Genomic DNA, 24,113 nt, shown 5'->3' with positions numbered 1-24,113 from the left:
CCTTGCGGTCACGTGAAATCAGGCAATGTCCGGGCTGCTGGGACGTGTCCGTCCGCGAGGGGTCCGCCGCGGAGCTCGTCCGCGATCGCGTCGGACGCAAATTCAGCGAACCGGTCGGCGATCGCCTCCATCGCGCCGAAGAGCACAATTCCCGCGCCGCGCCGCCGCCACCGTCGGGCGTCTGATTCTTTCCGTACGATCACGCACAGACGCGCGTTGTGCGCAGATTTGATCTGCGCCTCGATCTCGTCGATCGCGGCGACCACCTCCGGATGCGAGTACTGCAAAGGACGCCCGAGCGACATCGAAAGATCGCTCGGACCCACCCACACCGCATCGAGCCTGGTCGTCGCGGCGATTTCCGAGACATGCGGGATCGCGGCAACGTCCTCGACCTGGACGACGACGATCGTGCGCTCAGTCGCGTCGCCGATGTGCCGCTCCGGACGGTTCGTGCCGTAGCGGCCCGCGCGAGTCGACATCGCGAAACCGCGATCGCCGAGAGGCGGGTAGTGCGCGGCCCGCACTGCCGCAGCAGCCTCCTGGGCATTGTTGACGTGCGGCACGATGACGCCGGCGGCGCCGGCGTCGAGTGCCGCCAGGATCTCCGTGCGGTCGTTCGACTTCACGCGCACCAGGACGGGTATGTCCGCGGAATCCGCGGCGCGGATGTGGTGCTCAAGCAGATCCGCTCCGTTCGGGCCGTGCTCGGTGTCCAGGACGATCAGGTCCAGACCGACGTGCCCGGCCAGCTCGGCGAGCGCGGGCGCGGGCATCTTCAGCACGACGCCGGCCAGCACGCGGCCTTCTCGCAGCCGCCTCGCGATTCCCAATTTCGGCCCAGTCCGCCGTCTTTCGGGCTCAGCAGTGCCCACGAGTCGCTCCTTTCGAGCGTCAGCGCGACGACAGGACACCCCGGTCCCCCACCACTGCCGTCGTATCTAGTTGCCAGACTGCCGCACTTCGGCCGACCGGTCAACCATTGACGCGCTCAGTGATCACGCTTACTGTCTGTGCTCACTCGCAGAACACGGTCGAGGAGGAGTTCGCGATGACGCACGCGTTCAACCATGCCGGTCTGTCGGTCACCGACCTGGACAAGGCCGTCGAGTGGTACAGCGGGGTTTTTGGCCTCCGCTTGATCCGGGGTCCGTTGACGCTGGACGTCGCGGCTCCGGGCAACGAACCGCCCGCGGACATCTTCGGCCCCCGCTGGAAGCGTGCGCGCATCGCGCACCTGGCCACCGCGAACGGGACGGGGATCGAACTGTTCGAATTCGAAGACCCCGCCGCCGAGCGGCGAGCAGAGAATTTCGACTACTGGCGAACGGGGATCTTCCACATCGCGTTCACCTGCCCGGACATCGAGGACGCCGCACGGCGCATCGAGGAATCGGGCGGCCGGCGGCGAAGCGGATTCCACGAAGTGGCGCCGGGATGTGTTGTCTGCTACTGCGAGGACCCGTTCGGCAACATACTCGAACTGGTCAACCGCAGCTACGAGCAGGTCAACGCGAATCGTGGGGACTGATCTGGTGAACCACGCGCTCTACCTTGACGCAATCAGCGCGATGCCGGGCGAACCGCTGCTCGCGCACGCGGCAACGCGGACTTCCGCGCCCCTGTCGGTCGACATCTATCGCATCGTCGGAACGCGGGAAAGCCGTTTCGAGCCGGAGCTTGAGTTCGTGATGCGGGCACCGTGCCCGAGCCCGGCCAGATACTCCTCGCGCACTGCCGAGCGGATGGGCCCGGGGGACGCGGACGTGTCCGGCTGCCAGTGGCCCGCGCACGCGCTCGTACGCGAAATCCCGGCGTCGTGGCCGAGCGGCCTCTACCTTGCCCAGCTGACCGAACGCGCGGAACCGACCATGAAAATCAGTCCGCAATGCGGACAGGATGCGCTGTTCGTTCTCCGGCCTTCCCCTGAGGCCAGCCCCCGGCCGATCCTCTGGCAGGTCAACGTCGCAACCTGGAACGCATACCACATTTGGCAGAACAGGAATCTGTACATCGGATACGTAGGCGACGACACCGGGCACAGCGTCAAGGAACTTCGCGCGCACACCGTTTCGTTCCACCGGCCCGGCATAGGACTCGCTTCGCGCAGCAATATTCCCGCATTTCCGCCGACGGCGTTCATGTACAACCTCGCCCTCCTGCAGTGGCTGCACGATGAAGGCATCGAGGTCGACTTCTGCGCAGGCGCCGACCTCCACGCCGGCACCGTCGGCCTCGGCAAGTACCGGCTCCTGCTCAGCGCAGGACACGACGAGTACTGGTCTAAGCCCCAGCGCGACGCCGTAGAAGCTTTCGTCCGCGGCGGAGGAAACGCCGCCTTCCTCGGCGGGAACCTGTGCTTCTGGCAAATCCGCTACTCGACAGACCTGACGAGCCTCAGCTGCTACAAACGCGGGCCGGACGTCAATCCCGGCCGGGGCGATGGCGAGCCGCTGGACCCGTTGTACCGCGATCCCGCTGCGTACCCGGACCACGACAATTCAGACGTCACCGTCGAATACTGGTCGGCACCCCTCGGCCGGGACACCGTCTCGCTGACCGGTGTGTCAATGCGGGATCTCAGCGGAGAACCTCCGGACGGATCAGCCAATCCCCCATGCGGAGCGGCATGGTGGTGGGAGAACTTCGGCGGTCCTGCCCGCCCCGCGCGAGGATTCCGGGTGACCGAACCTGGACATTGGGCATTCGCCGGCACCGGATTGGCCCGAGGCGACGAGTTCGGGACGGAGCAGAAGGTCGTTGGGTTCGAATGCGACGGGCTCGACGTTGATTGGCACGACGGAGTTCCGGTTCCTTCACGCCGCAACGGAGTGCCCGCCGATCTGCGTATTCTCGCCTACGCGGATTGCAGGGACTGGGCAGAATTCGACTACTCGACGTCGCCCCCCAGACGATCGGCCAGCAACCCCAACAAGGCCGCAGCCGGAGGCGTAGTCCCGATCGTCACCTTCACCTCGGGACGGGGAACCGTGTTCACCGCGCCCTCGACGGACTGGGTCCACGCGCTGACCTCGATCGTCGATTACACCGACAAAGCGACACCGCAGCGGATTCTCAGCCCGTCGAGAGAGGTCCAAACGATCACCCGGAACGTGCTCACCACCTTGTCCGCAAGCACACCGGGTGACCAGTAGCGCACGAACCTTGCTTACAGTTCTTCCTGCGGAATCGGAGGAGTCACCCGTACTGGTTGATACTCCGCGGAAAGCACTGATCCCATGCGGTGGACGATCTTCTCGAAAGCTTCGACATACCGAGCCATCACATCCTCGGACTGCACCTGCAAGGGCTCCTGATCCGGACCCAGCACAAACGACTGCTCGAGGATGCGCGTTGTCTCCGGGTACTGCCCCGGGTCCCACGGCTTCAGCGGCAGCTGATCCACCTCTGGCCGCCAGGCCTGGTACCGGTCCCGCCTGAAGACAGGTTGCGCGGGGAGCGGATGGAGCTGCCAGGTCGAGACCGCCACCCCCTCGGCGCGCAGAGCGAACAGGAACCTGTCGCGAAACTCCGTGTCGCTTCCCTCCCAGCCGAACTCGCTGGGCCGGAAGCAGACTCGGTAGCGGAAGAACGAGCTTTCCAGACCGTCGGGAACCTGCGGCGGGATAATCCCCCGGATTCCCGCCAGACCTTTGGTCAGTACGGCGGCGTTCGCCCGGGCCTGGGCGTTGTACGCGTCCAGGCGCTTGAGCTGAGACCGCGCCAGCGCGGCAGTGATCTCGTGAATCCGGTAGTTCCACCCGATCCCGCGCGACCAGAACGCGCGCACCTCGCCGGCCTTCGGCCGCGGCGTATCCTCGCCGAAAATCGCCAGTCTGCGCGCGGCGGTGAACACGCCCTCGTCATTGGTCACGAACAGCCCTCCCTCGCCCGCGCTCAAGTTCTTCGCGCCGTTGAGGCTGAAAGCTCCGGCAACTCCCATCGTGCCGACCGGCTCGCCGAGGTATGTCGATCCATGCGCCTGGGCAGCGTCCTCGATGATCGCAAGCCCGTGGCGCTGAGCAATATCCCGCAAGGCCTTCATGTCCGCTGGAAGCCCGTTCATGTGCACCGGCATGATGGCGGAAGTCCGCTCGGTGACCAGCTTTTCGGCCTCCCGCGGGTCGATGTTGAACGTCGACGGATCGATATCGCAAAACACCGGGCGCGCGCCCGCATGAAGCACCGACATCGGCGTCGCGACGAAACTGAACGCAGGCACGATTACTTCGTCTCCGGCGTTCACCCCGGCCGCCACCAGAGCGCAATGCAGGGCGGCGGTGCCGCTGTTGACCGCGAGAACGTACTGCGCGCCCGAGTAGCGCGCGTACTCGTCTTGCAACGCGGTCACTTCGGTGCCGTGCGCACCCCAGAGCTCGCCGCTGTCGAGCACTCGCCGAACGGCCTCATGATCAGCTGGGACGATGTCCGGCCACCGCCGATGCGCACCGGCAGGCACCACCGGCTCGCCGCCTTCGATCGCGAGAAGATCGCTTTTCACCATGGCTCCACTCTCATCTGCTCAGTGCTCCTCGACGCCACACCGAACGCTGCGGCGACACCGGGCTGCCACCCGAGGGAAATATTGGTCGACCGGTCGGCCAGTGGCAGGTTAGTACACTGTGTACGCTCGCCGCAACACACCGACTGCCTCCGTGCCGAACGCGCTCTCCCGCATGGAGTCCAAGCGATTGAACAGAACTCACCGCGGGGCTAGGCCCGTTGTAGCTCAAACCTAGCGGCCACGACTCACGATGTTCGTCACCTACCCGATCGCTCCGGTCCATTTCGCGCAGGTAGGACTGCCGCGTGCAGACTGTTCCCCGATCGCCTGAACAGAAACGGTGCCATACCAGCGCTTAGTCGAGATCCGCTCGGCAGGCAACTTTGTTGACGCTACGTCGAAATTTCGACGGCCCTGACCTCAGCTTGACTCCACCCTCTCATCCGGACGGATGCTGGCAAAGTTCGACAATCACGCCCCACGGGTCCTTGCCGTAAACCCACCGCCGGCCCGCATACAGGCCGGACTCAATCGTCTGCGGGGCGGTCATGAAGGCGACCCCCTCCGCGCGCAGGCGGTCATACGCCGCGTCAATGTCAGGGACGGCGAAAGCGATGTGGCCGATTCCGGTATCGCACGGCCGACGCGACTCGCGACCTTGCGGAACAAGGAACTCGTGAAGTTCCAGAAGCCCGGTGCCGCACCTGAGCAACGCGCCGCGCAGCCGCACTCTTTCCCCCGGGAGTCCGATCGCGTCGGAGGCGACGTCGGTGTCGGCTTCCCGGCCGACCAACTCCGCGCCGAACGCGGTGACGTAGAACTCGATCGCGGCTTCGAGGTCGGGGACGACTATCCCGGTGTGGTCCAACCCGGCGATCTCCCGTCCGCGCACGTCAGTCGCCTGCTTCTTCCGCACGGATTCTCGCAGCGACCCGCTCGACATGCGCTGCCATCGCCGCGCGCGCTGATGCGATGTCGGACGCGTCGATGGCTTTCACCAGCAAGCCGTACTCTCCCATCGACTCGCGGGCGTCCTCCACCCGGGCGATCCGTGCACGCAGCAGCGACTGGATGCTGGAAAGCACGCCCGCTAGCACTTCGTTTCCACCCGCTTTCGCGATCTGCTGGTGGAATGCGGAGCTGGCTCGGGCGAACCGGTCAGGGTCCTCCGCCGCCTCGGTCATCGCGGCGTGAAATCCGTGCAAGCGCGCCAATTCTTCCGCCGACCGCCGCGCCGCCGCGAGTCCGGCGACGTCGACCGCGAGGTGACAGCATGCCTCGAGCATCTGCCCGGCGTTGTGAGCGTCCAGCATCAATCCCCACTGCACGGTTTCAGGCAGCAATTCCGAACTCGTGCTCGCGAAGTACGTGCCGTCGCCCACTCTCCGGTCCAGCAGTCCCAGCACCTCGAGGGGATTGATCGCCTCTCGCAGCTTCGCTCGGCGGACGCCGAACATCTCGGCCAGCTTACGCTCCGGCGGCAGCCGGTCCCCCGGGCGAAGCTCGCCCCTTTGGAGATAGGCGATCAGCCAGCGCGCCACGTCCCTGGCCGGCGCGTTCCCCGGTCCAGACATCCTGGTCTCCCCTCGTTCTCCGAGGAGCAGTCCGCCACGGACTGGTCGGAGAACTACTCAGAGTAGTGCCTACGTTTGCGGCTGCCTGGCCATTGCGCGCACAGAGCAATCCAGATTGCGCATTCAGCGACGCAGCGTGTCGGAAGGCCGCTCGCCGAACAGGTCCCGGTATTGCCCCGCACCGTGACCGTGATGCTTGATCCCGTTCTGCGCGAACACCTTCGACACCGTGGTAGTTCCAGGCGCGGCCGCGTGCAGCGCGTCGTGCACCCGCTGCAGCCGCGCCATGCGCAGCTCTTGCGTAAACGTCGTACCGATCTCTTGCAGCCCCTGCTGGAGCTTTCGCGGGCCAATGTCCAGCACCCGGGCCAGCCGGGTGACCGACCAATCTTCTTCCGGACTGTCCTTGATCAGGCGAATGGCGGAATTCACCTCGGGCCTCGCCGCTGGAAGCGCCTTGGTGCACATCGCCGGGCTGTAATTGTGCTGTTGCGCCTGCAGGAGACTCGCCATCAACGCGTCCTCCCACGACCCGACCAGGTCGGCTCGGTCGACAAGGTTCTCCTCGTGATCGAGCTCGCGCGCGAACATCAAGGACATCCGCCGCCAGCTCGCCGTCAGCCCGGCTGTCAGGTCCATGCCGAGCCGGAAGGACAGAGAGCCGTCGTTGAGCGGATAGCCGAGTCCGTCGCGCAGGCGTGCCTCGAGCGCGACGCGATCGATCCTGATGATCAGCTGCGCGCAATCAGCCGTCCAGCGCATGCGCAACGGCCGATCCGGATGCGGAATCGTCGCCAGGCCCGGGTAAGAGTCGATTTCTTCGGTGCCCGAGCGAATATGCGCCTTTCCCGACAACGGCATCATGACTACGAAGAAGTCGTCGAGCCTGCCGGGGTCGATCAGCACCTCGCCTCCGTAGGCGATCACATTGACCGCCACATTACGCAGCCGTTTCGACCGCACGAACGCATTCAGGCGGGCGCCTCGGCCGTACAACACGAGCTCGTGCGGACAGAAGAGACGAGCCACTTGCTCGCGGACCTGATCCAGGTCGCCCGAACGAAACACTTCGTGCCGCCTCAGCAACGTGAAGGGCTCCGTCATCGCTCTCTCCCCCAGAAGCAACGTTTCCTTCAGCGTCCCGAACCCGGACGACTGGGCCTGCAAATTGCAAACTGCGTCTTGATTCTGGCCACCTCGGCAGCGGTGCCGTACCACCATGCGGGTCAACCTCCGGCCCGAGCAGGCTTCCGGCAGGCCGTTCGCTCGCGCCGAGGGCGTCCTGCGGGCACCGGCATTCACGCTGGTCAAGCTCATCTCGAACGATACGGGAGCACCCCTCTGTAAGCAAATGATGACACCAACCGAGAAGGTGTCACCCGGTCGAATCGCCAGAGTGGTTCACCAGCTCGTCGGACCGATCGGCGGAGGGCGGCGGGCTGTCCGGTTGGCGCCTCGTTTCGTCCGGTTCACGCAAGCCGGCAGCACTTCACGGACCGAGTGCGATGAGATGAGCGGCGTACTCGGGAGGGAACGATGACGGACAAGAACCTGGTCACTCTGGTCAATCCGAATCTGGTGCACCCGCCGATCACGCCGTATGCCCTCGACATCCTGTCGACTTCTCTGGAGGCCGCGGGTTTCGAGGCGGAAGTTCTCGATCTGACATTGGTCCGCGATCATTGGCGAGCAGCGGTTCACCGGTACTTCGCCGAACGTTCACCGTTTCTGGTCGGTGTCACGGTGCGAAACACCGACACGATCTACCCGCAGGAGCAGCGCGTCTTTCTCGATTCGCACCGGGAGATCATCGAAACGATCCGCGAGGTCACCAGCGCGCCGGTCGTCGGCGGCGGTGTTGGTTTCTCCTCGATGCCATTCGCTCTCGTCGACTATTTCGGCATTGATTTCGGCGTGAAAGGACCGGGAGAACTCACTGTCGTGCTGCTGGCCGAGGCGCTGGCCAACGGCCGGAGCACCACCGCGGTGCCCGGGCTCATCGTCAACGACCACGTCGGGCACGTGACCGAAACGCCGGCCGGCGATCCCCAGATCCACCGCGGCCGGGCACGGATGGTCAATGTCGTCACGCCGTACACCCGGCGGTCCGGCGTGCCGCACAAGGTGGACAATCTCGAGTACTACCGTCGCGGCGGCCTCGGCAACATCCTGACTCGAAACGGCTGCCCGTTCGCCTGCACGCACTGCGTCGAGCCCGACGCGAAGGGGACCAGATTCGCGCTTCGCGCTCCGTCCGCGGTCGCAGACGAGATGGAATCGCTGGTCGAGCAGGGAGTGCACGACCTGCACACAACGGACAGCGAATTCAACCTCAACATCTCGCACAGCAAGAAGGTGCTGCGCGAAATAATACGGCGCAAGCAGGCCTCGGCCCGGTCTCCGTTGCACGAGCTGCGGCTGTGGATCTATGTCCAGCCGGCGCCCTTCGACCGCGAATACGCGGAACTGCTCGCCGAGGCGGGCTGTGCCGGTATCAACGTCGCCCCCGATCATGTGCGCGACGAGGTGCTCGACGGCTGGAAGGTGACCGGGAAAGGCCGCCGGTTCTACGGGGCCGAGGACGTCGGGCGAGTATGCGGTTGGGCGCACGGACTAGGCATGCTGACCATGGTCGAAGTACTGCTCGGCATGCCTGGCGAGACCGAGGAGACGGTGCGCGAATGTGTGCGGACCACCTTGGATCTCGGTGCCACCGTCGTCGGTTACACCCTCGGGATCCGTGTGTTCCCCTATTCCCCGCTGGGGCGGAACCTCGCCGCGCGGAGCAACGGCTCCACATCGATCCCCGGCATCCAGTCGAACACGGCGACCGAGCCCATCCTGTTGGCGCCACTCGACCAGTGTGCCGACACCGTCTCCTACGAACGCCAGTTCATGTTCGATGGCCACGGCCGGTTCCGGCCGGTCTACTACTTCTCGCCGGATCTGCCCGAAGGCGATGCCGGGTCGCCTGGCCCGAGCGACCGCTGGGAGAAAAGCCTTGCGCTGCTGTGGGAGTGCGTCCCCGCCGCGGATCGCCCGCGAGTCATGTTGCCGACCTCTCCCGGGTTATCGCCGGAGGACAACAACTACGCCGACAACCCGCTATTGCTGCGCATGAACGAGCTCGGCTGCACCGGCGCATTCTGGTCGCATTGGCCTCAGCGCGAGGCGATCATGCGCGGCGCCCTCAAGTGACCTGTTGCAGCCGCAGCAGCTCCCGGCCCAGTTCGTCAGCACTGGCGACGACCTCGGGCGGTGGCGGCTCGGCGGGTTTCAGCTCGTCGGCACGGCAGACGAGCGACATCAGGGAATCCAGCCAGTTCCGCCCCGCCGCGGTGGCGAGATCGAGGAACGGCCGAAGCCGGGCATGCGGACAATACCTGCTGCGGAACGAGTGGCGGATGTGCACATGCACGAACAGCACCTCGGCTCCAGCAGGCCAGACTTGCCAATGCCCCTCGGCGGGATCGATGACCGCCGCACGCTTCGCGTTAGCGCATCCGTCGGTCCCCCCGCTCATCAAACGAACCTCTCCGCGCAGCGGGATCACCGCGAGATAGGTCTCGAGCAACGGCCCCAGCTCCAGCTCCACCGGACCGCCGAAAGCCAGGTACGAAAGCGCGAGGCCCGCGCCTACGTCGACGTGCCGGATCCGCGCGTCGAACAGCTCGGGATCGAGCCGCTCCAACCGAAGACAGGACACCCACGACGGCCGTTTCGCGTCCTCCGGGGGCATCGGCCAATGCTCTTGCTCCATCGCTGACCGCCCGCCCTTCGCCATCGAAACCCGGTCGTCGCAGCATGTCCGCGTCCGGCCGTTCGCGCCAGGGCAGAATGGATGGAGAACCTAAGCCATCAGTCGCGATCCGGACCTCCGCCGGCGCGAATCGGATCGTTTGCCTGCCGGGGTCGTCGTTACGGTCGAACGGTGCCCGCTTTCATGGAACCTTTTCGCATCAAAACGATCGAGCCGATCCCCTTCCCCAGCAGAGAAGAACGTGTGCGCGCGCTCGCCGCGGCGGGGCACAACCTCTTCCGGGTGCCTGCCTCGGCGATCTCCGTCGACCTGCTGACCGATTCCGGAACCAGCGCGATGTCGGCCCAGCAGTGGGCGGCGTTGCTGAGCGGGGACGAATCTTACGCCGGCGCCAGGTCTTTCGAGAGATTCGAGACGGTCGTGCGCGACCTCACTGGCTACCGCGAAGTGATCCCCGTGCACCAGGGCCGCGCCGCGGAGCGCATTCTGCTCGGTGCGATGCTCGGAGCCGGCGACATTTCGGTCGGCAACACCCACTTCGACACCACCCGCGCCAGCGTCGAGGCCGCCGGCGCGACCGCTGCCGATTTTCCGGAAAGCCAGTCGCCTGCCTCCGGCTTCGGCGGCAACATCGATCTCGACAAGGTCGAGCGGTTGCTCTGCTCCGCGGACGGTGCGCGAGTGCGCTGCGTGGTATTGACAATCACGAACAACGCGGCCGGCGGACAACCCGTTTCGATCGACAATGTCGCCGGCGCGCGCGCCCTTTGCGATCGCCACGGTGTGCCGCTCCTGCTCGATGCGTCCCGATTCGCCGAGAACGCCTACTTAGTCACCGTGCGGGATCCAGAGCACGCCGGCGTCGCGCCACGCCGTGTCGCGCGTGAGATGTTCACCCTGGCCGACGGATGCTGGGCGAGCCTGAAAAAAGACGGGCTGGCGAATATCGGCGGGCTGATCGCGCTGAACAGCCAAGAGGTCGCTGCACGCTGCCGGGACCAGCTGATCGCCGTCGAGGGTTTCCCGACCTACGGCGGCCTCGCCGGGCGCGACCTCGAGGCACTCGCTCAGGGGCTCGACGAAGTGACCGACCCGGCCTATCTGCGCTATCGCTCGGAAGCAGCCCAGTGGTTCGGGTCCAGGCTTGCCGCCGCCGGCGTGCCGGTAGTCGAACCTGTCGGTTGTCACGCGGTCTATGTGGACGCCGCCGCGCATCTGCCGCACATTCCTCCCCACGAACTGCCCGCTACGGCATTCGCCAATGCGCTCTACAGCGAAGGCGGAGTGCGTGTGTCGGAGCTGGGGACGCTGGTCTTCGGGCGCCGCAATCCCGACGGCGGCCCGGATCTCCCGGCGCCCCGTGAACTCGTGCGCTTCGCGCTGCCGCGCCGGGTTTACACAAGCAACCATCTCGAATACGTCGCGGAAGCAGCGGCACGGGTCACCGCGGCGAAGGACCGCATTCCCGGCTACCGCGTCGTGGAGCAGGCCGACACGTTGCGGCACTTCACAGCAGTTCTGAAACCCTTGGGCTAAGGATTGGCACACCGGTCGACCAATGTTACGGTGAGTCCATGTTCTTGAACTCGCTCGACCACTACAACATCGAGACAGACAACCTCGGCAGCACAGTCTCGTTCTACCGGGACGTCCTCGGCATGACACTCGGCGACCGGCCGGCGCTCGAGGTCAAGGGCGCGTGGCTGTGCATAGCGGGCCACGCGGTCGTGCACGTGAACGAGGTCGGCGAGAACCGCGTCGCGCGCACCGGCCCGATCGACCACGTCGCATTCGAAGCCCAGGACTTCGAGGGGCTTTGCCGCAGGCTCGACGAACTCAGGATTCCCTACGACACGGTAGATTCCCGGCCCCGCCTGCCTCTCCGGCAGGTATATGTCTTCGACCCGAACCTCATCCGGCTGGAACTCAACTTCCGTGGCGACTGACCGCGTGCGCGCGCCGGCGACCGCACCGCCGGACGACGCGGCGCTTCCTCCTGTGCGGCGGGTCAGTTCCGCCGAAGTCGCCCGGGCAATCGACGGCGGCCCTTGCGTAGCCGTTCTCGACGACGACCCGACCGGGACGCAGACGGTCGCCGATGTCCCCGTGATCACCAGCTGGTCCGACGCGGATCTGCGATGGGCGTTGAGCCAGAGGACCAACGCCTTCTTCGTCCTGACCAACACCAGGAGCCTCACCGCGCACGACGCCGCGGCTCGCAACCGGGAGGCAGCTCGCGGACTCGCCGCCGCAGCCCGCGCGATGGGGCGCGAGGTCGTCGTGGCCAGCCGCGGCGATTCGACCCTGCGCGGCTACTACCCGCTGGAGACCGACGTACTCGCCGAGGAGCTCGGGCCGATCGACGGCGTCGTTCTGGCCCCCGCGTACATCGAGGCCGGACGGGTCACTGTCGGCTCCACGCACTGGATGCGCACACCGTCGGGCATGATTCCGGTGGGCGAGACCGAATTCGCCAGGGATGCCGTTTTCGGTTACCGCAGCTCGGATCTCCGAGACTGGGTCGAGGAGAAGACCGCCGGGCGGATCCCGTCGGAGGAGGTTCTCGCCGTAACTCTCGCTGACGTGCGGAACGGTGGTCCCGACCATGTCGCCGCCTTGCTTGCTACGCTCCGGAACGGGCGGCCAGCCGTCGTGGACGCGATGTGCGACGACGATTTGCGCGTGCTCGCGCTGGCGATCGTCCGCGCCGAGGCCGCGGGCATCAGGCTTCTGTACCGAGTTGGGCCTTCTTTTGTGCGGGCGCGAATCGGGCAGGACGCCCGCCGGCCTCTGGCTTGGCCCGGACGGCGCACCGCCGGCCACGGACTCGTCGTGATCGGCTCGCATGTCACGCTCACCACTGCTCAGCTTGAGGAATTGCGTCGGCTGGACGGAATCAGCGAGGTCGAGCTCTCCGCGCCTGCGGCACTCGACACGTGCTCACGAGCCGAGCACATCGCCGAGGTCGCCGCCCAGGCCGCCGCGGCCATGGAGCACAGTGACGTGGTGATCCGCACGAGCCGAACAGTCGTCACCGGCAACGGGCGCGACGCCAGCCTCGCGGTCGCACGCCGAGTCTCGACGGCGCTTGTCGAATCCGTCTCCGCCGCCGTCCGATCACGCCGCCCGGCCTTCGTCGTCGCCAAGGGCGGCATCACGTCAAGCGACATCGCGACCAAGAGCCTCGGCATCCGGCACGCCGTCGCCCGGGGCACCCTGCTGCCCGGCATCGTTTCACTGTGGGAACCGGCTGACGGACCGTTCGCGGGCGTACCGTATGTCGTGTTCGCGGGCAACGTCGGCGGCACGAGCTCTCTTGCCGAGGTAGTCAAGAAGCTCAGAAGATGATCGGGAAGCCGGGTACGACCGTCCTGTGGGAGCAGCTATACCGATCAGCGCGAGCACGGCGGCGAGACTCGCTTGCCCGCCGTTTGTGCCCAGACCTGACGGTGTACCAGGCGGCCTCCGCTAGATCGGTGGCATGGCAACGTTCGCCCACCGGCGCACGAGGAGTGCGGGGACACGCAGCCGAAGCTCGCTCGCGGCACATTTCGTGGCCTGGTCCCTATTTCACGTGTCGACGACGCCGTGCTCCTCACGAAATCGCCTGCGGCACCCTGGTGATGAGCGGGCTCTGCCACGTCCAACGCGGGCAGCGGGCTTTCGCCGTCATCACCGGGCCTCGGCTGAAGGTGCCGGCCGGTTTGCGGTCACGGTGCGACATCCACTCGTCCTCTGCATAGGCGCGCCATTTCTCACGGTCGGCGGTGAGCGAACCCCGCCGCTCGCCTTGCCGCGACTCGTGAACCAACGCTCGCTTCTCTCCGGTCAACACCGACCGAACGGCGGCCTGGGAAAGTCAGAACGTCGATCGTCCCCACCGGCGTCCGCGGGTGCCGGGCGCGGGCGAACACTAAGGTCACGCTCACCGGCTGACCCGGCGCGGCTGTGCCGTTCATTGAGGCAGATGTCCTTCCACGTGTCGACGGCCACCGAGTCGCCGTACCACTGGTGCGCGTTCTCGTGCACGATCGTGTTCACGTCGCCCATGGAAGCGGAATAGACCGGGCGGCTCACCGTCTCGAGCGAATAGTCGATCGGCACGTCCGGGTAGCTGCCGCCCGCGGCGCTGGCCGGGTACTTCCCGAACTTCGACTCCAGGAAGTCGAGGACCTCCGGCAGCCTCGCGTCGGCCTTCTAGGTGGTGTCCGGCGCGAACGCGCTGACGATCAGGGTGCCGTCCGCGCGCTGGCGCTTGCTCAAGGTCCACTTGTCGATCGCGAGCGTGGTCAGGTCGGGCGCGGCCGGCGTGTCCTCGGACCACACGTGCGTGGTGCCCCCCGCGGTCTTGAACGTGCCCGCCGCGCGGCCGTCGGAGATCGCCTTTCACTCGTCCGGAACCGTGACGGCCAACCGGAACCGGGCCTTGTCGCGGGGAGTCTCGTTGGCCGGGTACCAGGTCATGGCCGACTGCGGCCGGCCGGCCGCGAACGCTCCGCCGGGCCTGATGTGCTGCCAGCCGTTCGAGCCCGGCATCGTCGTCGGGACGCCGTGGTAGGCGATCCCGGCGCTGAAGCGCAGCCCGCATACGAGCGAGTTGCGCGGCGTGATCACGAGTTCGTGGTCGCCGGTGCGGCTGAACTGGGCGGGAAGGCCGTTGACCTTCACCGAGTCGACGGTGAGGCCGCGCAGGTCGAGGTTGAACGAGCTGAGCGGCTGGGTCGCCCGCGCGTTTACTGTCTGCAGGCCGGTGAGCTGGCGGCTGTCCGGCGCGTAGGAGACCTTGAGGTCGTAGTCGGAGACGTCGTACCCGCCGTTGCCGTCCTGCGGGTAGCAGCTGTCCCCGGCCCCGTCCGTGCCCGGGGTCGGCTCGTCCTGGCCGGCCGAGGCGATGGTGGCGCCGAGCGTTGCTGCGGCGAGGGCGGCGACGGTCGTTGCCGGACGACGCCAGCGTTGCGGTGCGGTCAGGACACTCCTGATCGTGGTGAACGGATTTCGGTGCGCTGAGTGCCGTGGGCCGCCCCGAGAGGACGGGACGGCCCACGGCCAGGTCAGCGTGCGGCGACGCGCGCCTAGGGTCGCGGCTTGATCAGCTTCGGGTATTCCTTCTGGAACTTCTCGATCATCGTCGCGGACGGAACGATCTTGTTCGGGTTGTCTTGCGCAAGGGCTTGCCGCTCGCCCCACGCAGCCGCGGACTTGCGCTGGCCGGGAGTGCCGTGGCTGTGCTTGCAGTCGCCGACGGAAGCCATCAGGTAGGCGAACTCCTGCTGCGCGCGGGCGTCCCACGCCGCGCCCTTCGCGTGCGCGAGGAAATAGCCCGCGTAGGCGTCCGGACCCAGTTCCCTGGACTCGTCGCCCGGCGAGTTGCCGTGCGCGGCATCAACGTGGTGCCCGTACTCGTGCCCCACGATCCCTTCCACCGAAACGTCGCCGAAACCGGCCCGGCCGGCCAGGTCGAGCATGCCGTCGCCCAGCAGGATGCGCGGGCCCGGGAAGATAGGCAGCGCGGCCGCAGTCTCCGACAGCAGCGGGTTCCGCCCGCCCTGCAAAGCGGGCACCTCGTGCACCACCTTGCTCGCCAGCGCGCCCGCCGCCGCGGCGCGCGCCGGGGCGAAGCCGAGCGCGAACGTCTGGGTCATCTTCTCCGGGCTGGCCGTGTCCGTGCCCTTGAGCGCCACCAGCTGAATGTCCCAGCCCTCGACGTCCCAGAACCCGCGCAGCTTGTCGATCACGGCAGCGGCACGGGCCGTGTACTGGCCGTCGGTGCCGAATACCTGCGGGCTCTTGTCGTTCGCGACCTGCCACGCGTACTCCACGGCGAGGACGCCAACCACCGACATCGCCCGCTGTTCGACATCCGTGAGCGATGCTTGGAGCTTTGCGATCTCGGAATTCACCCACCCGGGGGTGCAACCCGGAATGACGCCCGGGTCGCCTTCGGCTTTCCGGCCGGACCCGGCAACCGGCGACTCGACCAGCGGCTTGCCCTCGCGCAGCGAGCTCGCTGAATCCTCTGCCTTGAAGAGGTCGTCTACTTCCCGCTCCAGCTGTGCGATGTCCTTCTCCACCGACGAAGGCTTCGGCGCGGCCGCCGCCGGGACGGCCGTACCGGCCGCAGCCGCTACCAGAACGCCGACAGCGACGAAGGTCCTGCCGAGAGTCCGGGATCGTTGTGACACGAGAGTACCTCTCCTCCGGTTGTCTGCACGAAGCCGCGAACGTAAGTCAATTTCCGCCCGGAGAACAGGCAGGTGAACCGAAAACCCCAGCCTAGGGCCACAACTTTCGTAGTGGCTCGGACCGCCGCATTCCCCATTTCCGGAACACGAGCGAACAGTCGGGCGTTCCCGCGAAAAGTCATGCGAAAATCAAGGCCAGCGGGTCGATTCCCCGCGGGCCGGCTCCGTCCAGGACAGTCAGAGCGCGGAACGGAAACGACCGCGGCAGCGGCGAACGCGGCGGGAGCGGACCGCTGCGGCTCGTGCCCCGAACCGTTCGCCGGAGAACCCGCCGAACCGGTCGCCGACGTTTCGGCGCTTGGCCCGCATTCGCCGCCGGCTCCGCCGTCGGAGGACTTCTCTTCGCGGCGGCGGCTTTCTTGCGTCGGTGGTTCCGAAGACCGCGACGTCTTTCTTCAGGCGTCGACGGAACTTCGTCCGGGCTCGGCGTTTCCGCACCTCGAGGGCGTCGCGCTGGCCGAGGTCGGCGGGGTGCCGGACGTGCTGGCCGGCGGGGTCGTCGGCTCCGGCTTCGTCGAGACAGCGGGAAGCTCTCCGGCGAAAGATGCGCTGCTGCTTGACGAGTTCGCGGTCCCCGCGCTGTCCGGAGCCGCGGAGTTCGGCACCGCGAGACCGGCCCCGCGCTCGGAACGCTCTCGCCCGGTTTCCCCGCCGACGCGCCGATCGGCGCGTCGGCGCCGGGCAGTTCGGCGGCAGCGCCGCGGCAGCGGACCGCCCATGCCATTACAGTGTCCACATAGGAGTTCGAGTTTTTGTACCGGCGCACGGCGATCCGCTGGCCGCCCTCCGCGGAGCGCATCGCCGCGAATCCGCCCGCTGCGTTGAGCGCCGGGCCAAGGACGCGCTCGTGTCCCTTGAGCCGGTCCCGGTCAGGCCGCCGCCCTCGTGGACGACAAGGTCGGCTGGCCCGTCGACGGCCGGAGCGTCCGGTGGTTCCCGGGGGAAGCCAGCGACTCGCCGTATCCGGCGGATACCTCGTCCGCATCCGGACATAGCCGCAACCAGTAGCGCCCAACCGACCGGACCGCGCACTCGCCAGCCAGCGCATCGCTCCGAGAACCGACCGCTGAGACCGCGTACCGCGGCAGGCCAGCACGGCCGGTGCCGTTGGGGCTAAGGCGCGCGTTCGCCTGTCTCCGCCGGTGCTTTGGGCGGACATCGGACAGCTGCCGAGTCTGGTCACGCGCCGACATCGTTGTTCCCGGGCATGACCGCCTGGCCTTCGGGCGGTGCCCTGCCGCATCGCGTTCATTCTTTTGCGGAGCGTGTCGATCGGCTCGTGCTGTCTGCCCGCCTGACGAGACCGGACAGCCGGGCCGCGCGGAGGGAGCAGCTCGTCGCTGACATCCCTGCCGCGCGGCCCGGCATCTCCGGACGGTTCGGGCGTTCGCCGTCTCCGGTTATTGCGCTGACGGCTTGGCGAAGGCGAGCCGGACCGTGACCGTGCCGCCGTCGCGCGCTTCGCCGGCCAGCGTGACGCTCGTGCCGGTGTCCGGCACCGCCACCGCGGTTCCCGGCAGCTTCTTCGCTGCCCAGAGGCGATCGTCGAAGGCCGGTTGCGCGGGAGCCGACGGCACGGAGATCCTGGCCTGGTACTTGATGTTGTCCTCGTTCCGGTTCGACCACCGCAGATCCAGCGCGGGGGTCGGGGTCAGCGTGAAGGCCGCGTCGTACATCTGCACGGCGACGGGGGCCGCACGGCCGTCGTCGGACGAGATCTGGTCGGGGTGGGCGTCGATGGGGATCACCTGACCGGCCCCGGGATGATCAGCCATCTTGTTGTCGGTGTAGGACCGGTTCCAGTACCACAGCAGCATCCCCGGCTGGTAGCCGTAGCGCTGCACGACGGAGGAGCCGGCGGGATCGCTGAAGAAGTACGCTCTGCGCAGGTCGGCGTTGTATCCGGTGTAACGCCGGTTCTCCGCCAGGTAGTAGCGGCCCTTGCCGTCCGGGCCCTTGGGCAGGATGACCACCAGCGCCTGCGCGTTGTCGCTCTGCTTCGCGTCGGATGCGTCCAGGGCGACATCGCCTCCCTCCCCGTAGCGGACGGCCGTGTAGTCCACCCAGCCGAGCATGAGCTTCTCCCACGGCCCGAATCCGGACGGCGCCGTGCCGATGGCGGTGTCCGAATCCGACAGCCACGACCCCTTGTCCATGATGGACCAGAAGCCCGCGGTGTTGTGGGTCTCACCGACGGTGTCGTAGAGGTCGGGCAGGCCGAGGTCGTGGCCGAATTCGTGCGCGATGACGCCGACCCCGGCGTTCTCCGGCTCGATGGTGTAGTGGGATACGCTGATCCCGGTGCCGCCGACGTCCACCGGAACCGCCGTATCCCGGCTGTGCGACCAGATGTTGTTGCGGAGCCGGGGGTCGTCCTTCTGATTGCGTTTGACTCCGGTCGCATCGGCTCCGATCCCAGCGTGGATGATCGTCAGGTGGTCGATCTGGCCGTCCGGCTTGTCCTGGCGGGAGGCGCGGTCCCACGTGTCGAACGTGGCCAGTTCGGCTTTGATCTGGGCGTCGGACCACTGGGCGGCCTTGCGGTTGGCGATCCATCCGTTCATGCCGTCGGCGACGAGCTTGTCCAGCTTTTCGTCGTCGACCTGGTTGTAGTAGGCCTCGCTGTGCGGAAGCTTGACCCACTCGGTCACCGAACCGGTCACGTCGAAGCGGCCCTGTGACTGCTGCCGGTAGAAGTCCTTGAAGGAGGGAGCCCCGTCGCCGAAGAACAGGTCCCGGTAGTGCTGCTGGTCGAAGTCCGGGACCCAGTACGTCGAGTTGTCCTTCTTCGGGTCCGGGCGGGGGATCTGGTTGTGCACCGGGCCGGCCGGCCCGCCGATGGCGGGGGTCGTGTCGTCGCCGAACTCGACGGCCAGCACGAACACCTTGTGCGTCCCGACCGTCTTCAACGACTCCGCCGTGCCGGGCGCCGGGTCCGCCGAGCCGGACGCCGCGGCCGGACCGGACCGATGCCCCCCGGGATTGTCGGCAACCGCCGACAGCTCGCGCTCCATGTTGTCCGCGGCCGCCTGCCGGCGCACCTGCTCGGCAGGCGAGGGCCGGTCGTCCAACCCGGCAAAGTCCGCCGCGCCGTCCGCCCCCGCCGCGGCCGTCCCGTGCCTCGTCGCCGTATCGCGCCTCCCGGACGGTTTCGGAAGCTCAGGACTCCCCGGCGCGGCAGTCGGTTCCGGCAGCGCCGGCCGGCCCTCCTGCTGCCGCGGCGTTTCCGCACTGTGCGGCACCGGGCTGGCGGCACGGGCCGCACCTGGCTGCCCGCCGGCCTGGGGTGCGGCCCGATCGATCAGAACCCCGTCGCCGACCAGCATCCCGACTGCCAGCAGCCCCGCTACCCCAGCGGCGATCTTGGCCCGAAGCCGTCTCTTGCTCACATTCATCCGCTCTCCTCTGTCGGAGTACCCGCCGTCAGGCCGCGACCGGCCGTGAAACACCACAAGCAATACCGGAACAAACCGGACCGCCCCACTGAGCGAATTCCCCCGCAGAGGGCGGCGAAATAACCGGCGCATCATTCGCCGGTTATGATTTCGCGTTGAATCGCACGTTCGGCTTCCTTGCCGAACAGCTTCAGCAGCCAGGACGCCTGCGACGTGGAACGAAGCTGGGCCTGCCGGAGAGGCAAGAAAACCTTAAGCGAAGCTGAGTGTCAAGATTCAGGGCGTCGACCAGGCAAGCAAGTGCAATTGTTCATTCGACAGCCATGACACGCGAACGGTCGCCAGATGATTTATCCAAGACGTCCGACTCGAACAATGCCAGCTGCGGCACGGAAAACCTCCCGCTATTTCCGCGGCCGGCCGGCCTGCTCCCTGCTGATCCAGGACGCCGCCGCAGACAACGCGCAAGAACCCGACGAGAACGAAGCAGCCGAACGCGACCGGCAAATCGCGCACATTGACCGCATCCTCGACCGCTTCCGCGACGACCCACTCCAAGAACGACCCACCCTCGCCCGAGAGGAAGAATCCGACGAGGACGCCGTCATCGTCAACGACCTCGTCCGCCTCGCACTCGAGCTTCCGCACGCCCAGCGAGACTCCGCCGCCCGCGAACGTCTCCGCGAAACCTTGCTCGCCCTGCTCGGCGACAACGAGCAGGTCGCCGCCGACATCAACGCCAACGTCGCCAGTTTCGAATTCACGTTGGCCCTGATGGCACTGCACCATCGGCCGCAGCTGATGACCACCCGGTGGCCGCGTGTCGAAGCGGCCCTCAACCTCGAGGCGACATCGAACGTGCGGTCCGCCCAAGGACTACGAGCCCGTCCTTCCGGAATCCCCCATGGGCAACGCGCTCGGTTTCCAGTTCCAGCTCGGCGAGCGCAACCGCGATGGCGACCAGAGCGGCGAACTGCGGTTCTTCCGCCGCAGCGGCGTCGGGCGCGAACTGCTTCTCCAACTCCCCCCAACTGCCCGCGATCGACAACAGGCCTGGCCCGAACGTCCTGCTGAGGTCAGCGACCAGCTGGCAGACACCTCCAGCCGCGATCACGTCGGCACCGGCCTCCGCCCGCACGACGACGAGGTGCGGCTCGTCCTCGAATCCGCCTTCCGCAAAGAGTTTTCTGCTGGCCAGGCACCGCCACCCCGCTGCGATCGCAGAAGCCCGGGGCCGGCGGCGGATCGTGCGGCGGCGGAGGCCGAGTCGGCGGCGTCGGCAGCTGCCTGGCAGGCGGGCGCGACTTCGGCGGCGATGCGGGCGCGTTCGGCGGTGTCATTGGCGGCAACCTGGGCAGGGTCGACCTGGCTGCCGCCAGTCGCACGGGCTTGGTTGGCGACGTTGTGCGCGAAGTCGGCGTCAACATCGGATCCGGCGAACGGCGCGGCCATCCCGATCGCGGAGTCCGCCGGGTTGGCGATGCCGGACGCGGACCGCACCCGCCGCACCCGCCGCACTCGCGGCGCGGGGTAGCGATGTCGGCCTGCAACGCAGCGGTCGAGGCATCCAACGCGGAAGCGTTGGCTTCGTCCCGGGCGCGCTGCGCGGCCCCCGAGCGCCGGAGCGGACTTGCCCGCGCGCTGCTGGACCTGGTCGGCGGCGTTGCGGGCTTCCGCGCCGCGCGTGCGTCGGCATCGGCGGCGTTGGCGCGCATGGCGGCCTGGCGGACGAGCGCGGCCTCGGCGAATGTGACGTCCTGGTCCGCCCGCGCGGCAGCGGCTGGGGCTTAAGTGGCGGCGGTGCGAGCACGTTCGGCCGCAGCTTCGGCGTCGTCGGCACGAGCGTTACTGGCCGCGAAGACCCCGGCCGCTGGACGACCTGACCTATCGGGTGATCCTCTGCAGCTGGCCGTCGTCTTCGGCCTCGACCCGAAATCCGCCATCCGCTACGCCTCGTCGGCCCGGCAACTGCTCGAAACCACGATCGGACGCGACGACTCCAGGTTGAGCCGAACCCACGGCGGCCCTGCCGGGCACCGACCTGGTGACCTCGCGGATTCAACTGTCGCCACTTCTCCGCTGTTGCCGCCGTGTGCGGTCGCCTGGGGCGCAGCGGCTCCAGATCGTTCCTGTGGTCGTGGCGGTGCGTCCCGGCTCCGTCCGCCCCAGCTGACGCGGGTTGTCCGCCTCTCTCGCAATTTCTGTTTCACCGCATGCCGCAGACTGCCGCCCGAAGTTGTTCAGAATGGGTATTTCATGAATGCGCATAAACCTGTATTCCTATTCGGCCGCGTGCCGAACGCGGCCCCGGAACCAGTCGAATGCCGGGCATTTCAGGTGTCTTCGGACAGGTTGCGACGTGAGGCCGTTCGCGCTGATGGCGGCCCCTCTGCGGGGTTACCTGAGCCGGGCGGCGTCCTTCGGCCGTATTGAGCCGGACGTTCGAGCTGATAGGAATCACTCGCGTCGGGCGGCCGCTAAATCGTCGGCGGCCGCGACGGTTGGCGCGAGCACGATCACGAGGGAGGAAAATGGTTATGAGGCGCGTAAAATGGGGCGTTCCCGCGATCGCGGCGGTGGTCGCGTCGGGGGTCTCGACGGTCGCGGCGGGGCTCGCGGTGGCGATGGTGCTGAGCGCCGGGAGCGCCGGGGTTTCCCCGGCGGGGCCGCAGGCCGCGCCGGTCGCCGCGGTACAGCCCGCAGCGGCCGCGGTGGCCGCGGGAGGGCCGGTCGAGGACAACTTCAAGCAGATGGTGCAGCAGTTCCGCAAGGACCACCGGGCCGCGTCGGCGCAGGAGAAGACCGCCGCCGTCACCCGGGTGAAGGACGGGATTTCGTCCGGGGCGCTGGTGACGCACGTGCCCGACGGCGCGCGCCTGGGGATCGGCGCGGCGCGGGCGGCGGTCGGGCCGGACGGGACGACCGTGGCGATCCCGATCCAGGGGGCGGGCCTGCACCCGATGAGCGGGCTGACCGTGCAGATCGGCAAGGACGGCGCGGTGCACACCGCCGAAGCTCAGTTCCTGCCGCAAGGCCCGGACGCCGGGGTGATCACGACCTGAGCCGACGGCACCCTGACCCAGCACGTGCGCTCGACCGGCGAGGGCGCTTCGCCGTCCCCGGCGGCCGGGGCCGCGCCGAAGGCGACCCCGATCGCACACGTCCAGCAGGCCGGGTTCTTCGACGACCTGTCCGCGTGCCTGGGCGGAGCCAGCATCCCCGGCTGGCTGATGGGCATCCTCGGCGTGCCGTGCGCGTTCCTCGGCCCGGCCTGCGCCGCCGCGGTCGGTTTGTACTACGGCAACGCGGTCCTGACCTGCCTCGGCTTCTGAGGCACTGAACAACCGGAGGGGTCAGGCCGTCCCGGAATCGGGGCGGCCTGACCCCTCCGGCTCGGGCTGGGGGCCGGGACGGCGGGCCAGCTCGAGGACGGCCGCGACGTGGCGGTCGTAGCGGGCGTGCCCGAGCGGGGTCATCCGGAACCAGGTGCGCGGGCGCCGCCCGATCCCGCCCTTGCGGACCTCGAGAAAACCAGCCTCCTCCAGGACCCGGCTGTTCTTCGACACCGCCGAATCGCTCAGCCCGGTCGCGTCCCGGACCTCGCGGAATTCCACCCACTGCGGACCGGCCGCGAGCAGCGCGCAGATCGACAGCCGGGGCAGAGGATGGATCACCGGGTCCAGCCCGCTCACCGCCGCCCGCTTCCCGCCGCGACGATGTCGCCGCGGATTCCCGCGGCCATCCACCCCACCATCGCCCCGACCGCGACGCCCCCGGCCGCCGCGACCGCGAGACCCGCCCAGACCAGGGCAGGGGAACCGTCTGCCCGGCCCAGCCAGAACGCGGCGGCCAGGCTCGCCCCGCACGTCACCGCGAACACCGGGAACCGCGACCGCAACGACGGATACGCCGCGAACGGCCGCAGATCCTGCCGGCCGGTCCCGGTCCGCACGGAGAACAGCGCCATCGCCGCCACGAACAACACGCCCCCGGCCAGCCCGTAAGGCAGACCAGGAATCCCCAGCAGCTCCAACCGCGCCACCGGGATCGTCCCGCCCGCCACCAGGAACCACGACACCCCCGCCAGCGTCGCGACCCACCAGCCCGGCCCCACCCGCGCCGCGGCGACCCGGCTCAACCGCGCCACCGCTGCCGCTTCCTCCCCGTGCTCGCCCATGGCATTCCCTCCTCGCTCCACATCGTTTTCCAATCGGAAAGTACTTTCCGCACGTCCGGATGGCAACCGCTGGCCGTGCAGGCCCCGGCGCACGCGACAGCCCGTACCGCTCGCGAGGGGGATGGCGTCTCCCCGCGGCGGGTGAAGTGCCGCGCCGCCTAGGACCGGTGAACATTCACCCGGGCAGGGCGTGTTCACCGTGCTCAACCCGGACAGCCTCGCCAACTCGATGCGAGTAGACACTGCCTGGCGCAAAAGCGAACGACCCGCCTCTTCGTCCTGCTGGAACGAGAAACCAGGCCACGACCAGCGGTAGCCCGGCACGGCACCCCGCTGACCAGCGGACTCGTTAAAGACGGCGGCGGTTCCGGGATACGGGAGACCTCCGATATCGCCACATTGTCAAGCGGCCACCGGTTCCGCGGATGTCGGCTGAGACCGGTGGAAAGCTCAGGTTTCGC

General features: G+C 67.8%; 21 protein-coding genes and 1 pseudogene. 9 read left to right on the top strand and 13 right to left on the bottom strand.

Features of this window, described 5'->3' with window-relative positions:
- Positions 1–8 precede the first annotated feature (8 nt).
- Complete coding sequence (locus tag CU254_RS12785) at positions 9–875, bottom strand: HpcH/HpaI aldolase/citrate lyase family protein (protein WP_158688018.1); 867 nt, start codon at positions 873–875, stop codon at positions 9–11.
- Positions 876–1,051: 176 nt separating this feature from the next.
- Between CU254_RS12785 and CU254_RS12780 the strand changes: the two genes are divergently transcribed.
- Together CU254_RS12780 and CU254_RS12775 are read left to right on the top strand one after the other, a co-directional pair.
- On the top strand, positions 1,052–1,531 hold the full coding sequence (locus tag CU254_RS12780) for a VOC family protein (protein WP_037713498.1): 480 nt from the start codon (positions 1,052–1,054) through the stop codon (positions 1,529–1,531).
- A 40-nt stretch (positions 1,532–1,571) separates the two neighbouring features.
- Positions 1,572–3,155: a N,N-dimethylformamidase beta subunit family domain-containing protein gene (locus CU254_RS12775; RefSeq protein ID WP_353611799.1), complete on the top strand. Its 1,584-nt coding sequence runs from the start codon at positions 1,572–1,574 to the stop codon at positions 3,153–3,155.
- A gap of 14 nt (positions 3,156–3,169) precedes the next feature.
- On the opposite strand, the gene CU254_RS12770 is transcribed toward CU254_RS12775, so the two are convergent.
- From CU254_RS12770 to CU254_RS12755, 4 genes are all read right to left on the bottom strand, one after another.
- Positions 3,170–4,504 carry a DegT/DnrJ/EryC1/StrS aminotransferase family protein gene (locus CU254_RS12770; RefSeq protein WP_009076252.1) on the bottom strand — a complete coding sequence of 445 codons (1,335 nt, stop codon included), beginning with the start codon at positions 4,502–4,504 and terminating at the stop codon, positions 3,170–3,172.
- Positions 4,505–4,943: 439 nt separating this feature from the next.
- Complete coding sequence (locus CU254_RS12765; protein ID WP_199841130.1) at positions 4,944–5,372, bottom strand: VOC family protein; 429 nt, start codon at positions 5,370–5,372, stop codon at positions 4,944–4,946.
- A 25-nt stretch (positions 5,373–5,397) separates the two neighbouring features.
- Positions 5,398–6,045: a FadR/GntR family transcriptional regulator gene (locus CU254_RS12760; protein WP_158688016.1), complete on the bottom strand. Its 648-nt coding sequence runs from the start codon at positions 6,043–6,045 to the stop codon at positions 5,398–5,400.
- A 156-nt stretch (positions 6,046–6,201) separates the two neighbouring features.
- A complete protein-coding gene (locus tag CU254_RS12755; RefSeq protein ID WP_158688015.1) occupies positions 6,202–7,182 on the bottom strand; it encodes an AraC family transcriptional regulator in 981 nt (326 codons plus the stop codon).
- 432 nt (positions 7,183–7,614) lie between these two features.
- Between CU254_RS12755 and tsrT the strand changes: the two genes are divergently transcribed.
- Positions 7,615–9,276 carry a tryptophan 2-C-methyltransferase gene (gene tsrT, locus CU254_RS12750; protein ID WP_009076246.1) on the top strand — a complete coding sequence of 554 codons (1,662 nt, stop codon included), beginning with the start codon at positions 7,615–7,617 and terminating at the stop codon, positions 9,274–9,276.
- Here tsrT and CU254_RS12745 read toward each other — a convergent pair.
- Entirely contained in the window at positions 9,269–9,817 is a 549-nt protein-coding gene (locus CU254_RS12745) for a hypothetical protein (protein WP_037713491.1), read from the bottom strand. The genes tsrT and CU254_RS12745 overlap by 8 nt on opposite strands.
- A gap of 204 nt (positions 9,818–10,021) precedes the next feature.
- Here CU254_RS12745 and CU254_RS12740 point away from each other — a divergent pair, with 204 nt between their 5' ends.
- The 3 genes from CU254_RS12740 to CU254_RS12730 are packed head-to-tail and all read left to right on the top strand — an operon-like array spanning position 10,022 to position 13,186.
- Entirely contained in the window at positions 10,022–11,374 is a 1,353-nt protein-coding gene (locus tag CU254_RS12740) for a tryptophanase (protein ID WP_037713488.1), read from the top strand.
- 38 nt (positions 11,375–11,412) lie between these two features.
- Entirely contained in the window at positions 11,413–11,784 is a 372-nt protein-coding gene (locus CU254_RS12735; RefSeq protein WP_009076240.1) for a VOC family protein, read from the top strand.
- The gene (locus CU254_RS12730; RefSeq protein ID WP_234392819.1) at positions 11,774–13,186 is read left to right on the top strand and encodes a four-carbon acid sugar kinase family protein; all 1,413 of its coding nucleotides are present in this window, start codon (positions 11,774–11,776) and stop codon (positions 13,184–13,186) included. The genes CU254_RS12735 and CU254_RS12730 overlap by 11 nt, the downstream gene beginning before the upstream one ends.
- Before the next feature lie 247 nt (positions 13,187–13,433).
- Here the strand turns inward: CU254_RS12730 and CU254_RS44615 are convergent, their stop codons facing one another.
- The 5 genes and pseudogenes from CU254_RS44615 to CU254_RS12705 form a co-directional block, all read right to left on the bottom strand.
- A complete protein-coding gene (locus tag CU254_RS44615; protein ID WP_255409863.1) occupies positions 13,434–13,562 on the bottom strand; it encodes a hypothetical protein in 129 nt (42 codons plus the stop codon).
- Positions 13,563–13,792: 230 nt separating this feature from the next.
- Positions 13,793–14,806: pseudogene (locus tag CU254_RS12720) on the bottom strand (M1 family aminopeptidase); the annotation flags it as partial.
- 104 nt (positions 14,807–14,910) lie between these two features.
- Positions 14,911–16,020 carry a hypothetical protein gene (locus tag CU254_RS12715; RefSeq protein WP_009076235.1) on the bottom strand — a complete coding sequence of 370 codons (1,110 nt, stop codon included), beginning with the start codon at positions 16,018–16,020 and terminating at the stop codon, positions 14,911–14,913.
- Positions 16,021–17,480: 1,460 nt separating this feature from the next.
- Positions 17,481–19,475: a M6 family metalloprotease domain-containing protein gene (locus CU254_RS12710; RefSeq protein ID WP_037713483.1), complete on the bottom strand. Its 1,995-nt coding sequence runs from the start codon at positions 19,473–19,475 to the stop codon at positions 17,481–17,483.
- Between the two features lie 276 nt (positions 19,476–19,751).
- Positions 19,752–20,264 (bottom strand): hypothetical protein, encoded by a 513-nt coding sequence (locus tag CU254_RS12705; protein WP_037713481.1) that lies wholly within the window; start codon positions 20,262–20,264, stop codon positions 19,752–19,754.
- 115 nt (positions 20,265–20,379) lie between these two features.
- Here CU254_RS12705 and CU254_RS42980 point away from each other — a divergent pair, with 115 nt between their 5' ends.
- From CU254_RS42980 to CU254_RS12680, 3 genes are all read left to right on the top strand, one after another.
- The gene (locus CU254_RS42980) at positions 20,380–21,009 is read left to right on the top strand and encodes a hypothetical protein (protein ID WP_009076227.1); all 630 of its coding nucleotides are present in this window, start codon (positions 20,380–20,382) and stop codon (positions 21,007–21,009) included.
- Positions 21,010–22,012: 1,003 nt separating this feature from the next.
- Positions 22,013–22,537 (top strand): hypothetical protein, encoded by a 525-nt coding sequence (locus CU254_RS12685; RefSeq protein ID WP_037713475.1) that lies wholly within the window; start codon positions 22,013–22,015, stop codon positions 22,535–22,537.
- Between the two features lie 24 nt (positions 22,538–22,561).
- Positions 22,562–22,807 carry a hypothetical protein gene (locus CU254_RS12680; protein ID WP_009076225.1) on the top strand — a complete coding sequence of 82 codons (246 nt, stop codon included), beginning with the start codon at positions 22,562–22,564 and terminating at the stop codon, positions 22,805–22,807.
- A gap of 21 nt (positions 22,808–22,828) precedes the next feature.
- Here the strand turns inward: CU254_RS12680 and CU254_RS44065 are convergent, their stop codons facing one another.
- Both CU254_RS44065 and CU254_RS44060 read right to left on the bottom strand, forming a co-directional pair.
- Positions 22,829–23,167 (bottom strand): transcriptional regulator, encoded by a 339-nt coding sequence (locus CU254_RS44065; protein WP_100266768.1) that lies wholly within the window; start codon positions 23,165–23,167, stop codon positions 22,829–22,831.
- On the bottom strand, positions 23,164–23,652 hold the full coding sequence (locus tag CU254_RS44060) for a hypothetical protein (protein WP_037713473.1): 489 nt from the start codon (positions 23,650–23,652) through the stop codon (positions 23,164–23,166). Before CU254_RS44060 ends, CU254_RS44065 begins: the two co-directional genes overlap by 4 nt.
- Positions 23,653–24,113 lie beyond the last annotated feature (461 nt).

The sequence above is a fragment of the Amycolatopsis sp. AA4 genome, from assembly GCF_002796545.1.
In the GTDB taxonomy this organism is placed as follows: domain Bacteria; phylum Actinomycetota; class Actinomycetes; order Mycobacteriales; family Pseudonocardiaceae; genus Amycolatopsis.
Note: the sequence above shows the minus strand (reverse complement) of the source record. Positions and strands in the feature narration are given on the sequence as shown.

Excerpts from the sequence above, each read along its gene's own strand:
- CU254_RS12780 (WP_037713498.1), top strand. The coding sequence starts at position 1,052 with ATGACGCACGCGTTCAACCATGCCGGTCTGTCGGTCACCGACCTGGAC.
- CU254_RS12775 (WP_353611799.1), top strand. The coding sequence starts at position 1,572 with ATGCCGGGCGAACCGCTGCTCGCGCACGCGGCAACGCGGACTTCCGCG.
- CU254_RS12770 (WP_009076252.1), bottom strand. The coding sequence starts at position 4,504 with ATGGTGAAAAGCGATCTTCTCGCGATCGAAGGCGGCGAGCCGGTGGTG.
- CU254_RS12755 (WP_158688015.1), bottom strand. The coding sequence starts at position 7,182 with ATGACGGAGCCCTTCACGTTGCTGAGGCGGCACGAAGTGTTTCGTTCG.
- tsrT (WP_009076246.1), top strand. The coding sequence starts at position 7,615 with ATGACGGACAAGAACCTGGTCACTCTGGTCAATCCGAATCTGGTGCAC.
- CU254_RS12745 (WP_037713491.1), bottom strand. The coding sequence starts at position 9,817 with ATGCCCCCGGAGGACGCGAAACGGCCGTCGTGGGTGTCCTGTCTTCGG.
- CU254_RS12740 (WP_037713488.1), top strand. The coding sequence starts at position 10,022 with ATGGAACCTTTTCGCATCAAAACGATCGAGCCGATCCCCTTCCCCAGC.
- CU254_RS12735 (WP_009076240.1), top strand. The coding sequence starts at position 11,413 with ATGTTCTTGAACTCGCTCGACCACTACAACATCGAGACAGACAACCTC.
- CU254_RS44615 (WP_255409863.1), bottom strand. The coding sequence starts at position 13,562 with ATGTCGCACCGTGACCGCAAACCGGCCGGCACCTTCAGCCGAGGCCCG.
- CU254_RS12710 (WP_037713483.1), bottom strand. The coding sequence starts at position 19,475 with ATGAATGTGAGCAAGAGACGGCTTCGGGCCAAGATCGCCGCTGGGGTA.
- CU254_RS12705 (WP_037713481.1), bottom strand. The coding sequence starts at position 20,264 with ATGGTGCAGTGCCATCAGGGCCAACGTGAATTCGAAACTGGCGACGTT.
- CU254_RS42980 (WP_009076227.1), top strand. The coding sequence starts at position 20,380 with ATGGGCAACGCGCTCGGTTTCCAGTTCCAGCTCGGCGAGCGCAACCGC.
- CU254_RS12685 (WP_037713475.1), top strand. The coding sequence starts at position 22,013 with ATGAGGCGCGTAAAATGGGGCGTTCCCGCGATCGCGGCGGTGGTCGCG.
- CU254_RS44060 (WP_037713473.1), bottom strand. The coding sequence starts at position 23,652 with ATGGGCGAGCACGGGGAGGAAGCGGCAGCGGTGGCGCGGTTGAGCCGG.